The sequence below is a fragment of the Oceanobacillus picturae genome (assembly GCF_000612865.1).
Classification (GTDB): Bacteria; Bacillota; Bacilli; order Bacillales; family Amphibacillaceae; genus Oceanobacillus_B; species Oceanobacillus_B jordanicus.
The window spans coordinates 1,969,529-1,991,827 of record NZ_CCAX010000001.1 but is presented as its reverse complement, the minus strand read 5'-3'; the positions used below and the strand labels follow the sequence as shown (position 1 = coordinate 1,991,827).

The 22,299-nt window shown below is 39.0% G+C and carries 20 protein-coding genes and 1 pseudogene; 16 read left to right on the top strand and 5 right to left on the bottom strand.

Annotation, left to right across the window (positions count from 1 at the left end; genetic code table 11):
- Positions 1-19: 19 nt before the first annotated feature.
- Entirely contained in the window at positions 20-940 is a 921-nt protein-coding gene (locus tag BN988_RS18360) for a DnaD domain-containing protein (RefSeq protein WP_051557802.1), read from the bottom strand.
- 313 nt (positions 941-1,253) lie between these two features.
- On the opposite strand from BN988_RS18360, the gene BN988_RS09990 reads away from it, so the two are divergent.
- The 3 genes from BN988_RS09990 to BN988_RS09980 all read left to right on the top strand — a co-directional run bounded on the left by BN988_RS09990 (position 1,254) and on the right by BN988_RS09980 (position 3,333).
- The gene (locus BN988_RS09990) at positions 1,254-1,916 is read left to right on the top strand and encodes an HAD family hydrolase (RefSeq protein WP_036575796.1); all 663 of its coding nucleotides are present in this window, start codon (positions 1,254-1,256) and stop codon (positions 1,914-1,916) included.
- Between the two features lie 53 nt (positions 1,917-1,969).
- The gene (locus BN988_RS09985; RefSeq protein ID WP_187120240.1) at positions 1,970-2,635 is read left to right on the top strand and encodes an N-acetylmannosamine-6-phosphate 2-epimerase; all 666 of its coding nucleotides are present in this window, start codon (positions 1,970-1,972) and stop codon (positions 2,633-2,635) included.
- A gap of 224 nt (positions 2,636-2,859) precedes the next feature.
- Positions 2,860-3,333, top strand: coding sequence for a hypothetical protein (locus BN988_RS09980; protein ID WP_231495212.1), 474 nt, complete (start codon positions 2,860-2,862; stop codon positions 3,331-3,333).
- Between the two features lie 159 nt (positions 3,334-3,492).
- Here BN988_RS09980 and BN988_RS09975 read toward each other — a convergent pair whose 3' ends face one another.
- Entirely contained in the window at positions 3,493-4,797 is a 1,305-nt protein-coding gene (locus BN988_RS09975; RefSeq protein ID WP_036575789.1) for a S8 family peptidase, read from the bottom strand.
- A gap of 715 nt (positions 4,798-5,512) precedes the next feature.
- On the opposite strand from BN988_RS09975, the gene BN988_RS09970 reads away from it, so the two are divergent.
- The 4 genes from BN988_RS09970 to BN988_RS09955 all read left to right on the top strand — a co-directional run bounded on the left by BN988_RS09970 (position 5,513) and on the right by BN988_RS09955 (position 7,844).
- Positions 5,513-5,971: a nuclear transport factor 2-like protein gene (locus tag BN988_RS09970; protein ID WP_051557800.1), complete on the top strand. Its 459-nt coding sequence runs from the start codon at positions 5,513-5,515 to the stop codon at positions 5,969-5,971.
- Positions 5,972-6,027: 56 nt separating this feature from the next.
- Entirely contained in the window at positions 6,028-6,312 is a 285-nt protein-coding gene (locus tag BN988_RS09965; RefSeq protein ID WP_036575787.1) for a hypothetical protein, read from the top strand.
- Positions 6,313-6,332: 20 nt separating this feature from the next.
- Positions 6,333-6,839: a DUF1648 domain-containing protein gene (locus BN988_RS09960; RefSeq protein ID WP_036575784.1), complete on the top strand. Its 507-nt coding sequence runs from the start codon at positions 6,333-6,335 to the stop codon at positions 6,837-6,839.
- Positions 6,840-7,145: 306 nt separating this feature from the next.
- Complete coding sequence (locus BN988_RS09955) at positions 7,146-7,844, top strand: copper homeostasis protein CutC (protein ID WP_315970417.1); 699 nt, start codon at positions 7,146-7,148, stop codon at positions 7,842-7,844.
- A gap of 74 nt (positions 7,845-7,918) precedes the next feature.
- Here the strand turns inward: BN988_RS09955 and BN988_RS09950 are convergent, their stop codons facing one another.
- Entirely contained in the window at positions 7,919-8,134 is a 216-nt protein-coding gene (locus tag BN988_RS09950) for a helix-turn-helix domain-containing protein (protein WP_036575782.1), read from the bottom strand.
- A 9-nt stretch (positions 8,135-8,143) separates the two neighbouring features.
- Positions 8,144-8,593, bottom strand: coding sequence for a DUF2975 domain-containing protein (locus BN988_RS09945; RefSeq protein ID WP_051557798.1), 450 nt, complete (start codon positions 8,591-8,593; stop codon positions 8,144-8,146).
- Between the two features lie 580 nt (positions 8,594-9,173).
- Between BN988_RS09945 and BN988_RS18655 the strand changes: the two are divergent.
- Positions 9,174-10,366: pseudogene (locus tag BN988_RS18655) on the top strand (ISL3 family transposase).
- A 130-nt stretch (positions 10,367-10,496) separates the two neighbouring features.
- Here BN988_RS18655 and BN988_RS19435 read toward each other — a convergent pair.
- Positions 10,497-10,568 (bottom strand): putative holin-like toxin, encoded by a 72-nt coding sequence (locus tag BN988_RS19435; protein WP_220473663.1) that lies wholly within the window; start codon positions 10,566-10,568, stop codon positions 10,497-10,499.
- Between the two features lie 240 nt (positions 10,569-10,808).
- On the opposite strand from BN988_RS19435, the gene BN988_RS09935 reads away from it, so the two are divergent.
- The 8 genes from BN988_RS09935 (at position 10,809) to BN988_RS09900 (ending at position 22,129) form a co-directional block, all read left to right on the top strand.
- Entirely contained in the window at positions 10,809-11,399 is a 591-nt protein-coding gene (locus BN988_RS09935) for a TetR/AcrR family transcriptional regulator (RefSeq protein WP_036575779.1), read from the top strand.
- A gap of 309 nt (positions 11,400-11,708) precedes the next feature.
- A complete protein-coding gene (locus BN988_RS09930; RefSeq protein ID WP_036575777.1) occupies positions 11,709-13,265 on the top strand; it encodes a zinc ribbon domain-containing protein in 1,557 nt (518 codons plus the stop codon).
- 382 nt (positions 13,266-13,647) lie between these two features.
- Positions 13,648-14,808, top strand: a complete 1,161-nt coding sequence (locus BN988_RS09925) for a GntR family transcriptional regulator (RefSeq protein ID WP_051557794.1) — start codon at positions 13,648-13,650, stop codon at positions 14,806-14,808.
- Between the two features lie 192 nt (positions 14,809-15,000).
- Positions 15,001-16,296 (top strand): ABC transporter substrate-binding protein, encoded by a 1,296-nt coding sequence (locus BN988_RS09920; RefSeq protein WP_036575774.1) that lies wholly within the window; start codon positions 15,001-15,003, stop codon positions 16,294-16,296.
- Between the two features lie 61 nt (positions 16,297-16,357).
- Positions 16,358-17,278, top strand: a complete 921-nt coding sequence (locus BN988_RS09915) for a carbohydrate ABC transporter permease (RefSeq protein ID WP_036575772.1) — start codon at positions 16,358-16,360, stop codon at positions 17,276-17,278.
- 11 nt (positions 17,279-17,289) lie between these two features.
- A complete protein-coding gene (locus BN988_RS09910) occupies positions 17,290-18,126 on the top strand; it encodes a carbohydrate ABC transporter permease (RefSeq protein WP_036575769.1) in 837 nt (278 codons plus the stop codon).
- A 62-nt stretch (positions 18,127-18,188) separates the two neighbouring features.
- The gene (locus BN988_RS09905; RefSeq protein WP_036575767.1) at positions 18,189-21,344 is read left to right on the top strand and encodes an alpha-mannosidase; all 3,156 of its coding nucleotides are present in this window, start codon (positions 18,189-18,191) and stop codon (positions 21,342-21,344) included.
- Between the two features lie 41 nt (positions 21,345-21,385).
- Positions 21,386-22,129 (top strand): basic secretory protein-like protein, encoded by a 744-nt coding sequence (locus tag BN988_RS09900; protein WP_051557790.1) that lies wholly within the window; start codon positions 21,386-21,388, stop codon positions 22,127-22,129.
- The last annotated feature ends 170 nt before the right edge of the window (positions 22,130-22,299 follow it).

Here is a 22,299-nt window from a genome sequence, read left to right as displayed (position 1 = left end):
CATAAGGCAAATAGAAGCCTCACTTATTCTCCGCCTTTGCAAATTGACCCAACAATGCTTTCAATTCTTCTGCTTCTTTCTCCGGATCCACCACAATTTTAGGTTGCATTGTTTTTCGCATCTTCTTCTGTTCATAAAACCATTCCGGCACTATTTCTGTTTGGACATTTCCTGTATAGCGTGTACGCTGCCGGGAAAATTGCATTTCTTCCTTTCTCGCCTGCTCAACAGTCCGAATTCCTTTCTTTTCCCATGCCTTTAAAATACCTCGGACATAGCGCCAGGTTATCTTATTTTTCTTCAACGCCTTTTTCATTGCATGAACCAAAAGTTCTTCGTTCATAGCAGCGGCCCACTCCTTTATTTCCTTGGAAATATGTGGCGTTAGTTCATTGAAGTGTGTCGTGTAGAAATGGCTTGCAGCTGTATTGGTTTGTTTATTATTTTTGTTTATTATTTCGTTTTGTTTAATGAATGGGCCGGTTGTGTGGGCGGAACTGCAGTCTGTTTTGTGGTTGTTTTTCTGGTTGGTTGTTTCTGATGTAGAACGGCTTTCAGTGATTGGTAGCTTTGATTGCTCTTTTGAATTTTTGGCAGGTCGTGGCTTTGACGGTGTAATTTTGGATGGCGTATTTTCTCCTTGCGTTTGTTCGCAATCCTCAACTTGGGAAATCATTTGATAGATGGCGGATCGATTACTGCCACGATTGGTAACAATAATTCGATTTTTGTCCTGTAGTTCTCTGCGTGCAGATTTAAAACTAGTGTTTTTAAGGCCACTTTGGGATTGGAGCTGACTTGCTGCAACAGAAAATTGTTCTTTCCACCCGCAAAGGTTTTGAAAATGCATGAGGGTAAACCAAAGAGAGACAGCAGAACTGGACAGGGGCTCAAAGATATTTCGTTTGTGAAAACCATTGATTTCTTTAATATAATTCATTTTGAAAAACTCCTTTTTCGATAATATAGGTGTCCATAACTACTATCGAAAAAAAGTTGGGGCAGGGGGTGCTTTCTAAATTTTTTTATGTTTACCTTGAGTTTGGTAAGGAAGATAAAAGTATAAACACCCAATCTGGGTGTTTATATGAGCGAATCGGCAGGAATTGTTCGTTATAAAGGTTGCAATCGCTTTGTTGCGCTATTGGAAAGGGCGTCTCTATGTGTGAAGGAGACAAGCTTTTGGCTCTCAACAATTCTTGTTTTCGTGTTATCCTAATAGAATAGTTTGAATATAAGGAGGAAGAATATACATGATAAAAGCAGTAATTTTTGATTTTGATGGACTTATTTTGGATACAGAAACGGCTTGGTATGATACATATAAACAAATTTTAAAAGAGACATATGATTTTGACCTCCCACTTTCTGAATTTGTTAAAGGTGTAGGTGGGGAAGATACCGCATTGTTAAGTTACATAGATGAGGAATTGAAAGGGGAATTTCAACTAGAGGGTTTTCAAGAAAAAGTGGATGTTATCCATGCTGAACGAATAAAAGAAGCTAAAGCTAGAGAGGGAGTAGAGGATTATTTACAAGCAGCTTCAGAAGCTGGCTATCAAATTGCCCTCGCATCTAGTTCAAAACGTGAATGGGTGACAACACATCTTACAAACCTTGGGTTGATCTCTTACTTTGATCACTTTGTTACTTCAGATGATGTGGAAAATATAAAACCGGCTCCAGACTTGTTCTTAAAGGCTATTGAGGAATTGGCTGTAAAACCAGAGGAAGCAATTGTATTCGAGGATTCTCTAAATGGGCTGATTGCTGCTCGCAAGGCGAATATAAAAACAATTATTGTGCCAAATCCCGTTACAGAACACCTTCCTTTTGAAGATCATCATTTAAAAATTGGTTCCATGAAAGAGATGAGTTTGACGGAGATTATCAAGTCAGTAGAGGAAGTAAAGTAACGGTATATTACTAGTTACGTTGAGCTTAATAAAGCAGGCAGGAAGAGGAGGATTTGATGGAAGAACTAAAGGGAGGCTTGGTTGTTTCTTGCCAAGCCCTAGAACATGAACCCCTTCATGGAAATGGACATATGGCAGCAATGGCATTAGCAGCTGTGCAAGGCGGGGCAGTAGGCATTCGTGCAAACGGTCCTTCTGATATAAGGCAAATCAAAGAAAAGGTAGGTTTACCAATCATCGGTATATGGAAAAAGGATTATGAAGGCTTTGATGCATTTATCACACCAACGACCGAGGATGCAAAAAGTGTTGCTGAAGCTGGAGCAGATATTATAGCCGTTGATGCAACCGAGCAGACGAGACCGCAAAAGCTAGAAGAATTGGTTGATTACATACAACAGGTGCTAGGTAAGAAGGTAATGGCAGATATTTCTACGCTGAAGGAAGGGAAAAATGCTCGCGAATTGGGATGTGACTATATTAGCACGACTTTGTCGGGTTATACGTCTTATACCAAAGACAGGGCACAACCAGATTTTTCTCTTATCGAAGAGCTAATTAAAGAGGTTTCCACACCAGTAGTGGCGGAAGGAAATTTCGGTAGCCCTGAGCAAGCGAAAAAAGCTTTGGAAATTGGTGCAGCCTTTGTAGTGGTTGGTGGGGCAATAACACGACCGCAGCTTATAACCAAAAGCTTTGTTGATGGGATGAAATCGTAGGAATAAGGCTTTATTAGGGCTGATGATTTTAAAGCGTGATCTAATGAAACAAAGGCGATCTTAAATGATCGCCTTTTCTAATCTAAAATTTTAAGGCCTGTTTATGGAATATTATGTTAGCATTGAAGCGTGACTTGTTAAACTAACGGGGCAGTTTAGTTCAATAAGAAATCACAAAAGTAATGAGCATTTACATTAAAATTAAGATTAAACGGGGGGGTTATATGCGAAAAATTTATCTAGATAGAACAGCATTCTCTGGAGCGGTAATTGTTAATTTAGAAGATACTGAGGTTATATCAGCAGGAGCAACCATTTATTCAATGGGGGCTCATAACAGAAATGTAGAGTATCAAAGATACGCTAACGATTATGATATTCAGTTTATATTTGACGATGATATTCCACGTTTAGAGTTTTTTACGGTTCCACATGTTGATATTATGGCACAAGATAGTAAAGGTGGATTTATCGGAACTGTCGACCACCAATGTGACTTAGAAAGTAATGCACCAATTTGTTATATCAATAAGGAGTTGGAGAGCTTCAAAATTTCTGAAAGCGGGAAAGATTTTCTGAGCAAAGTTGAATCATGGCAAGACAGCATGAAACCCTATGATAAAATTACCGTTTATTGTTCGAAGGCAGAAGCAGAAACTGAACTAGAATTTATCGATTTGTCTGATATTCTTCCATAATTATTTAAGAAGAAAATAGTTATCCAATAACAAAGGAGCTTGTTAATTCAAGCTCCATCTTTGAATTATATTGCGACCTTTTTACGATTTTAGTTGTGGTTTCCTTTTCAATTTACTATGATATATAGTTTAGCGGACCTCATAATGGACCCGTTACACTTATCCTTTTGTAGTTGATACTTGCGCCGTTTGTTGTGCATTGTAGTAGTTTTTTGCCATTTCCACTGCGTCTACCGCATCAATATAGCCCCACAGGTCATCGAACATTGGATGAGAGGTTGCTTTTAAAATGCTTTTCACGTCATTTGGACTAAGATTCGGATTGGCTTCAAGCATTAATGCCACAACACCAGCACAAATTGGGGTTGCCATAGATGTTCCGGATAACTGAATGTAGTTTTCGTCGACAATCTGTTCTGGAAGCTGGTATTCTAGTGCAGAGTCCGGAGAGAGAAGAGATATGATGTCTGTACCTGGAGCATAAATATCAGGTTTCACGAAGGAATCAATGGTCGGTCCTCTGCTAGAGTAGTCTGCGATTACATCATCGGATCGTTCAAGTGTATCCTGGTCATAGGCAGATCCGACTGTAATGATAAACGGGTCAATAGCAGGGGTACCAATCGTTGTTGGGGCTGGTCCGCTGTTACCAGCAGCTGCACAAACAACAATACCTTGATGCCATGCTTGCTGCGCAGCAATCGCTAATGGGTCGTCCCTAAACGATTCATATGCTGTCGCTCCAAGAGATAAGGAGATGACTTTAATATTAAGTTCTTCTTTTTTGTCTATACACCATTCAATCCCTTCAATGATAGTGGACAACCTTCCGCTCCCTTGTTCATCCAGAACCTTCACACTTACAATGGTAGCTTCTGGAGCTGGACCTGAATATTGTCCATTGGAGAGTTGACCATTCCCCGCAGCATCTCCAGCACAATGTGTTCCATGGCCATTATCGTCATAGGTATCCTTTCGGTCATTAACAAGATCTTTAAAAGCTACAATTCGATCCTTCAAGTCTTCATGTGGGTGCACACCTGTATCAATAACAGCGATCGAAACATTTTTACCCTTTACGCTGTGTTCCTTCCAAACGTTAGTCGCACGAATATGATTACTTGCTATATCAAGATAAGCTGTTACAATTCGATCATGAAAAATACGGTCCACAGCGTTATGATCCTTAATTTGTTTAATTTTCCCAGGTGTTAAATATCCCCTGATTCCATTTACAGTTGCTAACTCTTTTTCTAATTTATTATGGGATTCTTTGTTGCAGGTTTTAAGGAGGTCATCTTTTGAAGCATGTTCGCAATCGGAGTTAAGGTATACAATTACCGGGATTTTTCTATTACCTGTTTCTAATGGATCATCTTTTCGATTTAATTGCAGTTGTTCCACTAACCCAGGATCCAGCCTTTTTCCAGCTTCTTCAAACCATACTCTTTTACGGTTACTCATCGTTTCTCCTCCTCTTTTTTCTCTTTTCAATCTTAATGAATGTAAAAAACATCCAACTACTATAAATTTAACAATCTATTCGAAATAGGACAATCCGCCAAGATATCTATTTTTATCAGAAAATAAGGACTATTTAGGTAGCTTATCCTTATTATTTTACATCTCTATAGAAGATCAACTGTTATACTATTATGTAATTACGTACATAAGGCTTTTCATAGGGCCTGGTTCATGCCCTTTTTTAGGGGGTGAGAGAATGACAGTATTCGAAACTCTTATGTTTTCTGTGGCATTTGCCAGTTTGATTGTCGCAGTGCTGTCTTTTAATCAAAAAAAATAACCACCCATAGCCTAGCAAGCAATTAGTGTGGTTATTTTTTTCTTGCTCTAATTTGTGAGCTGCCCCCTCGAAGGGCTACTGTGCTTAAAACCGTTTGGTGTTGATAGCACCAAGCGGCTTTTATTATTATATTACTTCCTACTTGAAGTATACCCTATTATGTATGAAAAGAAAAACAGTATTTATCTCTTCTTAAACAAAGAAAAACTCTCTTTTGAAGGGCTTGATTCTGTATTCCCCTGTACTGTACACTGGATTGGCTTTGGGCCCATAGTAATACACGGTAGCGAATATGTACTTCCCATTTTGCAATGGGTATAGTACGATTTTAATGTAGGACATAATATGAAACCATACATAGAAAGAGGGCATACGATGAAAAAAGGCTTCCTAATTATGATAGCGCTTCCTATATTGCTGATAGGATGCTCCAATAGTGGACCTACTGTTAACGATACACCGGCAGAGGATTTAAGTGAGAATGCTAGCGAAGTAAAGCAAGTGTTGAAAAGAAATCTACAAGCCATACAAGAAGAGGACATGGATGCCTATTTAGCTACACTTGTGGAAAGTGGCAGGGAAAGCACAAAGAAGGAGATCGCAGGTTTCTTTGAAGACTATGATATGGAGTACGAATTGTTAGGCTTTGAGATTTTGGAAGAGGAAGATGAGCGTATTGTCATAGAAGCTGAACAACGAGCAACTGCTACATATGTCGCAGAAGGTCTTTCCTACCGTGACCATATAGCAAGGTCTGAACAAACCTTTGTGAGAGAAGAGGGTGAGTGGCGAATAGCTAAGTCAGAGATTACAAATACCGATATAATAAAGTAGAAAGCTAATACACAAATTTGTCTTACACTATTTTAACCTTGTGTGGAGGTGCTTGCGTGTCAGGCCAAGGTGTTGCATATGCTATTTTCAGTGATAGATACTCTAGTCTTAAATTAACTTTAGCGCTTCTTTCACAAGTATTGCTGTTCACGATTTTCTGGGACATACAAAGCAATTTCGATCCGGTTGGTTTATCCATAATGGTTATTTTAACTATCGTTATGATGTATAGGTTTTTAAAAATAATGGTTTATCCTGATGTAAATAAAAAGAGAGAAAAGCTTCACTTATTGGGGACGTTTGTCATTTTCGCGATGTCCATCTATATAGCAATCTCGTAGACAAAAAAGGAGGGTGAGAGATGTCAGGAACTTGGAATAGACCAAAAATAAACATACCTAAAACGAAAATGGAGTGGGGTTCAGACATTATTGGTTACCTCTCCTTTTTAGGGTCGGTTGTCTTTTTAATCTTTAGTTGGGGAATGCTTCCAGAAGAAGTCCCGGCACATTATAATGCTTCTGGAGAGGTTGATAGGTGGGGTTCCAAATTAGAATTACTTATTCTACCTATTGTCGGGTTGTTTACTGCATTTTTAATGCAGGTGTTTGAAAAATTCCCAGAAACGCATAATTATCCGCAACGAATAAATGAAGAAAATGCAGCCGAATTTTATTTAAATAGCCGAAAAATGGTAAATTTATTAAAGAATATTTGCTTCATCCTCTTTGCTGTCATTTTAGTCCAATCCATAACAGTAGCACTCGGATGGAGTAACGGATTTGGAGCATGGGTTTTACCCGTAATCATAAGTAGCTCATTTATCCCCATTGTGTTAGGTCTGTTGAAGCAACGTAAAATTAAATAGAGGGGTATCGTAGTAGTTACATCCAATTTTTGTTGAAAAATACTAAATAGGTGCACCTTGATATGGTAATGGAAGCAATATGGATATCATGGGAAGAGGGCAAATGGATTTGGGGTGCGCCTTCTTAAGGGAGTTTGTCGCGGTGCAACTATCCTTAAGATCCCCACTTCAAAACATGATATGAAACTATGATGTTTAAGTGGGAGTAAACGAACGCTAACACCCCCGGTTCGTTCAACTAACAATCAGTGGTGGAAGAAAGACAACCCCTACAGATTGAAGCTTCATATTATAAAGAGAGGGCGAATGAACATGCAACTAGAAGTTATCGTACAAAATAAACAGGAAGCAATTCAGGCAGAGGAGCTGGGAGCAGACCGGGTGGAACTCGTATCCGCTATCTCAGAAGGTGGACTTACACCAAGCTACGGAACGATAAAGCAAGTACTTGAGAATGTGAAAATCCCCGTGCAAATTATGATCCGCCCTCACAGCCATCATTTCTTTTATACGGAAGACGAGTTCAAGGTGATCTGTGAGGATATCGAAGCCATTGAGCGGCTTGGAGGCAACCGGGTTGTTTTCGGGGCGTTAAATGAAGATCACACCATAAATGAAGCAATGTTAAGCAAGCTTTTTCATCTGTTTCCTCACCTTGATATGACCTTTCATCGCGCGTTTGACGAGGTGGTATCACAGGAAGAAGCTTATGAAACGTTGTCTAAATATAAAAAGAACGTTAAGCGCATTTTGACTTCTGGTGGAAAGGCAAATTGCGAAGCGGGGCTAGAGCAGCTTATTAAATTGGTTGGTTTAGAGCGTGAGCTTCAAGATCCATCTATTATGGCTGGCGCAGGACTTTCTGCAAATAATATAGAAAAAATCAAGCAGGCAACAGGCGGTACGCAGTTTCACTTTGGGAAAGCTGTTAGGATCGATCAGTCGTTTGCGAAGGGCTTTTCTAAAGAGGAAGTGGAGAAAGTTCTAGGGTATTTAAAAAGGTGATGAAGACAAAATCCCACTTATGCTCAGCTCAAGCAAAGGTGGGATTTTTTTGAAAATATTACAAGTCTGCGTAATTATTCTTCCTCGTCATCTCGATACTCTAAAATATCCCCTGGCTGACAATCCAATGCTTTGCAAATCGCATCTAACGTCGTGAGGCGAATTGCTTTGGCCTTGCCATTTTTCAAAATAGACAGGTTAGCCATTGTGATTCCAACCCTTTCGGATAATTCGGTAACGCTCATTTTCCTTTTTGCCAGCATCACATCAACATTAATTATAATCGCCATGTTATCACCTCAGACCGTTAAATCATTTTCAGATTTGATATTAATTGCTTCTTTTAGAAGTCTTTGGAGAACGGCAGCAAAGACTGCTATCACTAGGGAAGCGCCAATTGGGACCATGCCAACGATGATAAGCCCTGGAGCATCATCCCACTCGGCTATGATATAAACAAGTGGCAGCGCGATAACATACAAGCCGCTGATTGTAATGGCACATTGTTTTATTTTCTTTAACGCGATTACCGAAATATCAGAGAACGCTCTGTTCTTGTCAATATAACTTAAAAGCTTAAAAGCCTGATACAAAGCAAAGTAAAATGGGATAATCGATACATACATGATAAATAAAATTCCAAAGACCATGTAAGCCAACTGTGTACCACCACTTGCAGCCTGATCCATTGCTTCCATTCCTATTTTAGGTAATAAAAGAATAGCTAAAGCTAGTACTGGGATACCCATTAGGAACACAGCTATTTTTTAAAAGGTAGTTGATCCTTGCTTCATGCGAAACACCTCACTAATTTTTTGTCTTATTTAATTTACCATATTATTTATCGTTTTACAATAAATAATTATTAGATTTTAATATTATATTGTTGTGTTGCTTTGATTAAGAGGTGAGGAGGGTGTTTCTGTTTGAGAGGTAAGAGCATAAAAAAATTGTCGTGAGAGGATTGTGCCATTGAAAGGTGTTCATGGTTACATTACAGTGTACATGAAACAAATTCATGGTATAATCTAATAAGAAGCATATAAAATATTAAAAACCGTTCCATGCTGGACACATGGAACGGTACAATAGACCAACCCGACGTAAGGGGTGGCACACTTTAGGAAATAATCCCTCAAGGCCTGGCTAAAGCACATGAGGGGTTATTTTTCATTTTTTCACGTTAGGAATGTATAAAATTTTAGGCTCTACAATGAATGTGGTGGTGCTTCTTGTCCTGCCAATGTTTTAAAGATGTAAAAAAATGCACCGTTCTCTCTCTTTTGATACCCTAAAGTTGCGACACAAAAGGCAAAGGAGAGAGAACGAATGCAAAACCATTTTATCATAGAAATGTTAGGGATAAAAGATAATAATGTGAAGGTGTGGGATATATCTCAGGGTTCGGATGCCTTGATTGTTGAACTTTATACTGAAAAACGTCAGCAGAAATGTCCGTTCTGCCGATGTAAAACCAAACGGGTTCATAGTTATCGAATTCAACCGATTCAAGGGCCCGTATTACCTAACCAACAGGTAAACTATTCCTTCGGAAACGCAGATATTTGTGCAAGGATTGTGGTAAGACCTTTTACGAACGACTTCAAATGGTAGATCGCTATCAACGTTGTACCACCTCTGTGCAAGCAGAAGCTTTGATGTATACATCTTCCAGCTCATTTAAAACAGCTGCGAGATGGACTGGCCTGACGGACACTCGCCTTTTGCGACTGTTTGATCGTCGAAACATAAAGACAAACCGAGTACTCCCGAGAGCGATAGCCATAGATGAATTTAAAGGTGACGCCGGAGGCGAACGGTTTCAAACGGTCATTGTCGATGTGGAAAATAAACATATTATTGATATTTTAGAAGATCGGAAAGTGGATACCATTAAAAAGTATCTGCGTTCCCGCGATACAGGTCAAGTGGAAATTGTCGTCATGGACATGTCGAAGTGGTTCAAGAAAGCTGTCTGTGATGTGCTTGATCATCCGCTTATTATCGCTGATCGTTTCCATTTCATGCGTCAAGTGTATTGGGCTTTGGATGAAGTGAGACGACAAGTGCAAGCAGATGTCGATAAACCCATCCGCCTCCAAATGAAGCGAGGTAAGAAGTTATTATGGAAGTCACATTTTAATCTGGACGAAGACCAAGAAGAAAAAGTTGAAAAGCTTCTAGAGATTGATACCCGTTTAAGAGAGGCCTACCAATTGAAGGTCATGATGGAGAAATGGTTTAAGGAAAGTGATCATCAAACGGCGAGTAAAAACCTAGATCATTGTTTAGCATCCTTAAAGAGGTCAAGGATTGAAGCCTTTCATCGTGTGAGAAAAACCTTTTTAAATTGGAGACAAGAGATTTTACAAGCCTTTGTATATCCTTATAACAATGGATACATCGAAGGTGTGAACAACACGATTAAAGTAATAAAACGCAATTCTTATGGAATCAAAGGCTTCGAGAGATTAAAGAAGAAAATTCTCTGGCAACAAGAAATGAAAAAGGTGATGGGTTGATTCAACCCACCACATTTGACATAGAACCAAATTTTAACTAGGAAGCATTTACGATGCAGCTAAAATTTTGAAGTACCAAGTATAAGAAAAACATAAACATTCCCTAAAGGACGAGGGAATGCGAGTTTTTCTAACCGGACATGATAAACGCGATTAACATACCGAATGAAATCATCAGTGTTAACACATCCTTCGTATCCATAGGCAACACCCCCCTTCATGGGAAAATTCCCAGGAGGAAATGTGCCTAACCCTCATGTAAAGCCAGTCTATTGTATTACGATTATATCATAAACGAACGTGAGTTCCTTATGTATTTATAATAAAATTTTAAATATTGCTCTATTAATAATGTGTAAGTTAAGACTTACACATTATTGGAAACGGACGGCCCTTTTCATGCTAAAATAGAGGAGATTATATAGATAAAGGAAGATCTACGATGGAAAAATCACAGGCAAATCGCAAGGATCCCGAATGGACGAAGAGCCGTATATTAAATGTGGCACAGCAATTGTTCATGGAAAAGGGCTACCGAGCTGTCACAACAAGAGAGATTGCGGCCCAATGCGAAATAACGCAGCCAGCTCTTTACTACCATTATTCAGACAAGCAATCCCTTTACATAGCGATGTTAGAAAGGTTTGTTTCGCACATTCAAAAAAGGATACATGTTGTTGGCGATGGTACAATTGCAGAGCGGCTTGAAGGAATGTTAGAAGTTCTGTCTGCAGAGCATCCTACAAGCATGATGATGATGGTGCATGATATCTTAGTTGAATTTAAAGAGGAAAACCGCAAACGTATTTTTTCCTTGTGGAAAGAAACATATTTGGATCCGTTTATTAAAATCTTTGAGGAAATGCAAAAAGAAGGAATGCTCAGGGAAAGTATTCAGCCAGAGGATGCTGCCCGTTTTTGCTTACTAACATTGGGCCAAACCATGTCACAATGGAAGGAAAAGCCCAAAACGTTAGCTGGACAATATAGTTTACTTGTCGATTTGATTTTAAACGGGACGACAAAGTATTAAAGGCAGTTCTTTCCCGCTTGGGAGTTAGAACTGTCCTATGTTTGTTTTCCACATCATACGAAAACCGGTAAGATAGAACTGGTTATTTATAACTAAAGAAAGTTCGTACTACACAAAAATTATTTAGGTATTTCCTCCTGTTTTTTAAATTGAACCCCCACAAATCTAATCCGCCCCCAAATGGCGGTTTTTTTGTTGTATACTTATGATGATTTACAGCAGTAAAGCATGTAAAAAGGACTAAACCTATATCGGTTATTATATGCTGAGCTGGCGGAAGTAAATTAAATATAGGGCAGGAGGAAGCACATGGCATACTGTATAAATTGTGGTGGGGAAATAGCACCAGATGCACGATTTTGTAAGCATTGCGGGAAAGCATTAGAGCATGGGGGGCAACCTAACGAAAATACGGGGAATACATATATTAGTCAAAACGAGGAACAAGAACAAAACGTCACCCCGTCGCTAGAGGTGGAGCAACATAAAGATCCTCAAGTTGATCAGGCAACAACTGGATCGAATGGAAATCAAAATAGGAAGAAAATGAACAAGAAGTCAAAAATCATTCTATTTTCTACTGCTGCACTTATCATTTTATTAATTGGGGTTTACGCTGTAGGCAACACGATGACTTCACCAAAGCATGTTTTAGATGAATTTCAATCGGCCATTGAAGAGGAAGATGCTGGCAAACTAGCATCCTTATTAACAACAGATGACGATGATTTAGAGATCACGGAAGAATCTGTAAAAGGGATGATAGCGTTATATAACGCAAAGCAGAATGAATTTAAGGTTGTGCTGAATCATTTGGAGTACCAAGCAGATGGCGAAGTAGATCAATTTGGAACGTACGCACTTGATTTTCAAAAGGACGGGAAGAAGTTCCTCTTGTTTGATGATTACCAGATCACAGTAAATCCTGTTTACTTTGAAGTTGCAACGAATTATAAAGACACGGAGATCATTGTAGGCGATGAAGTTGTCGCAACAGCTGATAAGGATAATGCCCAATTAGAAATTGGCCCCTTTTTACCTGGCGAGCATACGATTAGAGCAGCACTTGATACCGGATTCTTTAACTTAGAGAGGGAAGAAACGACTGTAGGTGATCCGAATTTTCCAGCATATGTGGATCTTTATTTAGATGGTGACATGGTAACATTTGATTTAGGGATGAAAGGCTATGATGAACTAAGTTCCATTAAATTATTTGTTAATGGCAAAGATACTGGTGTGGATTTATCAAAGCAAGATCAAGTTGGACCACTACTGATTGATGGATCAATGAATGTCTCATTTGAAGCAGAACTTCCATGGGGAACGGTAAGAACGAATGACCAGCCACTTACTGAACGTTACATGGAGTTTAACCTAGGAGATAGTGATGAGTTTAAGCAACAGATCCAAGATATCTTGGTAACTTATAATGAGGAATTTGGCGAAGTCTACTCAACGGCAAATCCAGATGCCTTAACGACAGCAATTCCAGATTTAAAGGATCGGATCGTAGAGGAGGCAGCATATAATCTGGAAAACGATATAATGTATGATGGAGCTTTTCACGGGATGGATTTTTATCAGGATTCTTTTACGTTAGAAAAATCATATGAAGGCTTCTGGGAATTAACCGTCGATACAATAACCTATTACGAAGAAGCAATTTATGAAAAAGGCACCGATGCAGAATTAGAACAAGTAGAGGACGAAACGCGATATGTATTAGCTTATGACCAACAGCAAGAAACATGGGCGGTCAGAGGAATAGATTACGCAGGATCGATGGAAGAAGACCGCATGGAACGTGTTACGGTAGAGGAACCTGTTTTCCATACCTCTGATAAAGGAAAAGAAAAAGAATAAAATTCAGCGATGCTTCCTTGCTTGGCATGGGAGTATCGTTTTTTATTGGTTATTTATGGGGTATTTTAACAGTTGGGGTGGGGTTGATCAAGGTGGCGTGGGAGGATCGGGTAAGAGGGAGAGTGTATCGGCTGTGAACGAGGAAGTATCGTCCGAGAAGGCGTGTGTATCGGCCGAGAACGAGGAAGTATCGGCTGAGAGCGCGTGAACATCGCCTTTATTGATGGCAATCAATCAACCAAAGAGCGCCTTTTGATACTGAAAGTAAAGCCCTAACTTATTGGCAATAGGTTATATGTCTTTCTACCCAATACTAGATTCAATTGAACAACTTTCAGTAAATTGTTATAATGAATATAACAATTTACTAAGGATGGTTGGAATGAGTAGCTTATATGAACAAATTTATGACTATATATTAAATATGATTAAAGAAGGAGATATAAAAAGCGGGGATAAAATACCTACAGAAGAGGAGTTAGCCAAACAATTTCAGGTGAGTAGGATTACCTCTAAAAAAGCACTTGATTTACTTTCACAACGAGATATTATACAACGCTTTCAAGGCAAAGGGTCTTTTGTCTCAAAAAACTTACCTAATTTTGATTCTACGCCATTGAGTGAGTCAACCGAAATAAAACCAGATGCTTATCGAAAAGTGATTGGATTCATCATACCCGATTTTACTGATACATATGGCTTAGATTTAGTAAGGGCAATTGAAAAAAGGTGTGCAGAACTAAACTATAATCTTGTGCTAAAACGAACTTTTGGTTTGGAGGAAGAGGAGAAAAAGGCCATTCATTCATTACTGGAGATGGGAGTACAAGGCATTATCATTTTACCAGTTCAGGGGGTTCACTATAATAATGAATTACTTCGAATGGTAGTGGAAGAATATCCTTTAGTTCTGATTGACCGCTATTTAAAGAGGATACCCGCAACTTCTGTTTCTATAGATAATAGAAAAGCTATGCAGGAGCTGACCACCTTATCTTTAGATAGTGGTCATGACAACATTGCATTTATTTCTCCGTCAGTTGATGGCACTTCCTCTGTGGAAGAAAGATTTAGGGGATATCAAGCCGCCTTTTCTGAAAAAGGAAAACCGATAAATCAAGAACATGTCTTAACAGAAATACACAGTACGATGCCGGTCCATGTATACAGTGAGAATCACAATATATCTGATGAGAAGGATCGTGAAAGACTTATTCAATTTATTCAACACCATCCAGAGGTTACAGCATATGTTTGTAGTGAGTTTGAAATAGCGATGCTACTGAATGAATTGCTAACATCAATGGGGAAAAAAGTTCCGGATGATATTTCTATCCTTTGTTTTGATTCACCAACTTTTTATCTTAATGAACCTTTTTTCACTCATATTAGGCAAGATCAAGAGGCAATGGGATATCAAGCAGCTGACTTACTAATTAAACAATTAAATGGAGAGAGGGAATTACATGATTGTAAAGTAGGTTATCGTTTAGTCCCAGGAATTTCAACCAAGATAAATCATTTACAAGGAAACCATGAATAATATGGTTTCTTTTTTTTATGGGATAAATTTAGAAAATAAAATAAAATAAAAATATATTGACATTAGTAATTGCCATTGTTAGTATATTGATATATCAAAAAGGAGTGTGATTTTTCAGTTTTCTTTAACGTGCAAAGGGGAGGATGAAAGAAGTAAAGAGCATGGCAAATTCAAAGAAAAAGGGTGAAAGGGATGTTATGGAAAAACCATAATTTAAAAAAGGTTTATTTAGCTGTCTTTATTATGATTGCGCTTACATTATCCGCCTGTTCAAGTGACGAAACTTCGGGAGGGGAAGATGAAGATGGTGTAACAACTATTACTTTTTGGCATGAAAATTCTGGGGTAGGGGAAGAAGCGATTAATGCGGTAGTGGATGCTTTTAATGAGAAGCATCAGGATATAAAAGTAGATGCTGTGTATACTGCTGCAAATGAATCGCAAAATGAAAAATTATTAGCAGCTGTGGCAGGAGGGAATCCTCCCGATGTATCTTGGTTTGATCGTTTTAAGGTGGGGTCATGGGCTGATCAGGGTTCATTGACCGATCTTACTGCCTATGCTGAAAAGGATGGCATAACGGGTGACAAATATTACCCATTTGCCTGGGAAGAAGCCACATATCAGGATAAGCTTTATGCTATGCCAGTAGATACAGACGCACGCCTATTATTTTACAATAAGGATGCGTTTAAAGATGCTGGGTTAGATCCTGAAAAACCACCCAAAACAATTGATGAATTAGAAGAAGCAGCTGAGAAATTAACTATTAAGGACGGAAATCGATTTAAAAGAATTGGATTTATTCCTTGGTACAACCAAGGTTGGCTTTATTCTTGGGGATGGGCATATGGAGGCAATTTCTATGACGAAGAGGCTGGGAAAGTAACAGCCGATGATCCAAAAGTTGTGGAGTCTCTAGAATGGATGACAAAATACGCCAAGGAATACAATGTGGAAGATATAACTGGATTTACAGATTCTAGTGGTTCTGGGGAGATGGATCCTTTTCTCACTGGTCAACTTGCGATGCACATTGGTGGAAATTGGAGCATCTCCGGTTATCTAAAGTACAAGCCTGATTTAAATTACGGTGTTACACCCATCCCGACACCTACAGGCGAAAACTTTACTTCTTGGTCTGGAGGGATGGCTGTGGTAATTCCTAAGGGAGCAGAGCATCCAGATGAAGCATGGGAATTTGTTAAGTTCTTTGGGTCAGAAGAAGGGCAAGAAATATACAACGGTATGTATAAAACATTGTCTGTTATTGATTCAGTTAATGAGAAGCTAGGGTATAAGGATGATCCGATATTCAGTGAATTTATTAACATTCTTCCCGAATCGCACAACCGCCCTGTGCTTCCAGAGGGTGAGCTTTTATGGAATGAACTATCTAATGCGGTAGATAATGCCATCCATGGAAATGGGAAACCAAAAGATCTTTTAAAATCTGCTAATGAAAAGGTAAATGCAGCACTCGAATAAATGAAAAGTGGGGGATGGGGTTATTCCTTTCTCCCACTTCACAATGCAAGGGGTGAACACAATGAGACAGTTAGCCAATAATGGAAATAAGAAAAGGAGAGGCAATCAAGTAAATAAGGAGACAAGTGGATGGTTATTCGCAGCACCTTGGATTATCGGTCTACTTTTGTTTTACATTTTACCATTAGTTGTATCAATTTATTTTAGCTTTACCTCTTATTCTATACTACAGCCGGGTGAATTTATCGGTTTCCAGAACTATAAAGAATTAATGAATGACCAGCTATTTTTTAAATCTATCTATAATACAGTATATTTCGCTATTTTCTTTGTCCCATTGAGTATTATTTCAGGTGTAGCTTTAGCCATGCTGTTGAATTTGAAAATCAAAGGTATGACAGTTTATAGAACCATCTTCTTTTTACCGACCTTGGTTCCCCATGTCGCTATTGCTGTTCTTTGGATGTGGCTTCTAAACCCAGGGTTTGGGCTTGTCAATGGGTTTCTCGATATGATTGGCATCAGTGGACCTGCCTGGTTAGGAAGCGAGGAGTGGTCAAAGCCATCCTTGATTTTTATGTCGCTCTGGGGAATTGGGCAAGCCGTTGTGATTTATTTAGCGGGACTTGGTGATATCTCAGATGAATATTATGAAGCTGCAGAAGTCGACGGAGCAAGCTGGTTTCGAAAAACCTTTCATATCACCATTCCATTACTTACACCAGTTATATTCTTTAATCTTGTAATGGGTGTAATTGGAGCATTTCAACAGTTTACTTTGCCATACACCCTTACACAAGGGCAGGGAAAACCAGCTAATTCCCTAACCTTTTATGTCATGTACCTATATGACAATGGGTTCAAATATTTTAAGATGGGATATGCCTCTGCCATGGCGTGGATTCTATTTGTTGTCATCATGCTGTTAACGGTCCTAATATTCTGGTCTTCCAAGCGCTGGGTACACTATCAAGGTAAATAAGGAGGAGAGTAATGAACCCTACTCATGTAAAAAAGGGAAAGAACGCTGTCGCACATGTCTTTTTAATTATTGCCTCTATATTTTTTTTAGTGCCGTTTATTTGGTTGGTTTCCACATCATTAAAACCAATTGATCAAGTATTTACCTTTCCGCCCGAATGGATTCCAAAACCGTTCGAATGGGAGAACTATAGTAGAGCAATTGAATATATTCCTTTTTGGAAGTATTTGTTTAATACCTCTGTCATTACGATATTAAGTACATTAGGAGTTGTGCTATCATGTCCACTTGTTGCCTACAGTTTTTCTAAATTAAAGTGGAGAGGGAGAAATGTCCTTTTCGCTTTAACGTTGGCTGTTATGATGATTCCTGCTCAAGTTACCATGATTCCTTTATTTCTTCTGTTTAACAAATTAGGTTGGGTCGGGACGTCACTACCACTCATTATTCCGCAGTTCTTTGGTGTTCCATTTTACATATTTTTGTTACGGCAATTTTTTATGGGATTACCAGATTCCTTAAGGGAAGCAGCCAAAATGGATGGTGCAAGCGAGCTACGAGTTTATTGGCAGATCATGCTGCCATTAGCCAAACCAGCAGTCCTTGCAGTTGGGCTATTTCAATTAATGGCGAGTTGGACCGATTTTCTTGGACCATTATTATATTTAACAAATGAAGATTCCTATACGCTCTCCCTTGCTTTGCAGCAATTTCAAAACAAACAAGGTTCAGAATGGAGTTTAATGATGGCTGTCTCAACGTTAATGACAATCCCAATTATTTTATTATTCTTCTTTCTACAAAAGACATTTATTAAAGGGATTACGTTTAGTGGAATTAAGGGCTAAATGAGATGGAATAATGGAATTGGCGAAGTGAACAACAAATGAGAAGGAAAAGAGGAGATTAATTGTTTCAAACCGAGAAAAAGCTATTAGCAAGAATTACTGAATTAAACCAATATCGTTATAGGGAGAAAAAAGAGATTCCTATTTTCCGGTTTCAGTTAGATGCAGAAGGAGTAATAGGAGTCACTCCACCAATTGAAGGGGAATGGACAACGATCGAACTAGGAGATACGTGGTCTGGGAGAGATCTATATGCTTGGCTTACAACGGAAGTGGAAATTCCGAAAACGTGGCAGCAAAAAGAGGTAGTAGGAGTATTTGACTTTGGAATAACAGATGGGGGGACGAATGCTGGTTTTGAGTCCCTGTTATATGTGAATAATTTGCCGTACCAGGGTGTGGATGGAAATCATAAAGAGGTTTTCCTTCCAGATGAATTTGTAGGAGATTCTGTGCAGCTCTCTTTCCGTCTATGGTCAGGATTGGAGGGAGGAGGGCGTCCGAAAAAACAAGATCATCAAATACAAAAGGCGTTTATATCCTGGCTAGATAAACATGTCGATGATTTATATTACACAGGGAAAGCTGTCCTGCAAACCATAGAAATGCTAGATAAGCACAACCCGATTCGAGAGGACCTGTTATTATTTCTAAACCGGGCAGTTAACCTATTGGATTGGGTTTCACCAGGGTCGGATTCATTTTATCAATCTACTAAAGTTGCGGTCGATTGTTTACATGCTGGATTGGAGCAGATTAAAAAACACCATTCTGTTACCGTACACGCGGTGGGTCATACACATATTGATGTTGCCTGGTTATGGCGTTTGAAACATACGCGAGAAAAGGTTGCTCGTTCCTTTTCTACAGTGCTTCGCTTAATGGAGAAATATCCGGAATACACCTTTCAACAGGCGCAGCCCCAACTTTATGATTTTATTAAACAGGATTACCCATTTATCTATGAACAAATGAGGCAACGTGTTAAGGAAGGTCGTTGGGAACCTGAAGGAGGAATGTGGCTAGAGCCAGATTGTAACCTTCCGTCTGGGGAATCATTTGTCCGTCAATTATTACACGGTACCCGCTTTTTGCGTGAAGAGTTCAATGTGGAGTGTACCTATCTTTGGTTGCCTGACGTGTTTGGCTATAGCTGGGCGTTGCCCCAAATATTGAAAAAGTCAGGCATTCAATCTTTTGTTACAACAAAAATCAGCTGGAATCAGTACAATCGAATGCCGCACGATGTGTTTAAGTGGCGCGGTATAGATGGAACAGAAATACTAACCTACTTCATAACTACACCTTATCCTGGACGAAAAGGATGGGGCGCAGATTACAATGCGTCTATAAGTGCTGAAACAATGCTAGGGGCATGGGAGGCTTTTCGTGATAAAAATGTAACAAAAGATATTATGATCACCTATGGACACGGAGATGGAGGAGGTGGAGTGACGCGGGACATGTTAGAAATGCGCCGGCGCTTAGATGCTATGCCTGGGATGCCAAATGTAGTACCAAGTAAAGCGGTGGATTATTTGCAAAAGCTGCAAAAGGATGTAGAGGAAACAGAGGGATATGTCCACTTGTGGGACGGGGAACTTTATTTAGAATTCCATCGAGGAACCTATACCTCTCAAGCATATAACAAGAAATCAAATCGCAAGTTGGAACTCTTGTATAAGGAAGTAGAATTAGAAAGTGTACTATCGAGTGCCATTACGGACAACTGGGAACAATACCCTTTGACACAACTAAACCAAGGGTGGAAAGTAATTCTAAGAAATCAGTTTCATGATATTCTCCCAGGATCATCTATTAAAGAAGTTTATGAAGATAGTAGACTTGAATATAAGGAAGCTGAAGACATAGCATTATCTATCAAAAACACAACAACAGAGGGTGTAGTGGCCGAAGCGGCTGGTTGCTATACAATCATTAACCAATCCTCTTGGAATCGCCAGTCGCTAGTTAAGATACCAGTTAAACTAGGGGAAGAATCAGGAACTTGGTTTGATGGATCACAGCAGCCTTTGCTTGCAGAAAAGTTGGATGGGTATTGGTTGGTAGAGGTAACGGTACCTTCACTAGGGATCACAACGGTACACTTCAAATCGAACCATAACAAACGTAAAGAGACAATAACCCCAATTGAAATATTAGGTAATGGAGTTAGAACTCCTTATTATGAAATCGCATGGAATAAGTCGGGTCACCTTACGCGAATTTTTGATATAGAAAACAACCGCAACGTTTTAAAAGGCAGCCAAAACGGAAATGTCTTTCAAATTTTTGAAGATAAGCCAACACGCTGGGATGCATGGGAAATTGATATTTTCTATCTTGAAAAAATGAAGGAAATAGAGAACGTGCAAGAAATAAAGGTGCTAGAAGTCAATTCACTTCGGGCTGTAGTCCAATTTACGTGGAAGTACAACCAGTCTCTCATTAAACAAAGAATGGTAGTTTATAGCGATAAGCGCCGAATAGACTTTGAGACTTGCGTACAGTGGCATGAGGTTAACCAGTTACTTAAAGTGGCATTCCCGGTAGATATTCGTTCAACAGAAGCTACCTTTGATATTCAGTTTGGTAACGTAAAGCGCCCGACCCATTGGAATACCAGCTGGGATCTAGCCAAATTTGAAACAGTAGGTCATCAATGGGCTGATTTAGCCGAGGAGGGATATGGAGTTAGTTTGTTGAACGATTGCAAATATGGCTATGACATTAAGGATGGAACAATGAGGTTGACTCTATTGAAAGGTGCAACTTTCCCAGATTATACACAAGATCAGGGAGAGCATACTTTTTCATATTCCTTACTTCCACATAAAGGGGACTGGATAGAAGGAAATACGGTTCAAGAAGCTTCAGATCTAAATCAACCTTTGTCCTATTTTTCAGGTAAATCTACAGTGGGTGACTTAAGTCTATTTTTGCTATCAACTGATCACGTTATTGTCGACGCTGTAAAGAAAGCAGAAGATAGCAACAAAATAGTAATTCGGCTACATGAATATACAGGAAGAAGAGGTCCTGTAACGATAACATCAGGAGTCTCTATTAAAAGTTGGCAAGAATGTAACTTGATGGAAGAAGCAACAGGTGAAGTTTCACTGGATGAGAACTTAACATTTTCTATTACTCCCTATGAGATTAAAACGTTTCTAGTAGAATTAAAGGAGGGGGGAAAGCAAACCTTGCTAGAAAAATAGGGAGAAATATATTCCTTACTAAATAAATAGGAGGTAGTTTTATGAAGAAAATTGTGAGCAGTTTAATTTGTACTGGACTATTGGTGTGTGGTTTTGGCGGTTTCGCTAGTGTACATGCAGAAGGGGTAACGAATGAGCTGAACAATTCCATCCAGACAACAAATGAGTATGAAAAAAGAGGTTACAGTCTTCAAGTTATAAATGGGGAAACAGATCCAGCTATGGAACCGATTATTAATGAGTTTGTTAACCTGTATTTCAAAGTTTATCCAAAATTGATAAAAAAGTATGCATATAATCCAAAAGAAGCAAGTAGAGAGGTGATCCTTGAATTTGATCCTGAGTATGACGGTGTAGCATATGCAGACAATGGCAAGATAGTTGTTAGTACTGACTGGATTCTTACTAACCCTGATGATGTGGCTCTTTTCACACATGAGTTAACTCATTTAGCTCAAGCGTATCCAACATATGATGATGAAACATGGTGGATTACCGAGGGAATTGCAGATTATACTAGATATATTTATGGACCACATAATGGGAGTTGGAGGTTGCCAGAAGAAGTAGAAGACGCTGACAACTATGACAGTGGCTATCGTGTAACAGCGCGGTTTTTCCTATGGATCACCCAGCATAAGAATCATTTTGCTGTTGACATCGTAAATAGGAAGATGCAAAACGGCACATTCGATCTTCAACTGTTTGAGGAAATAACAGGGAAATCAATTGAGGACTTATGGGAAGAGTACGTTCAGAACCCTAATGTGAGAACCCACTATTAAGGGAAATAAACTAATATAGTTATAAAGGGAGAACCATTTGATTTATCGATACTTGCTGTGAGTATGACCTAATTGTTAATAAGAAAAGCGGATTAATTCTCTAAAGGAGTTAATCCGCTTTTTCTAACTAATGTGAGGAAAACCACTAACATTTAACTTACGCAATCTTC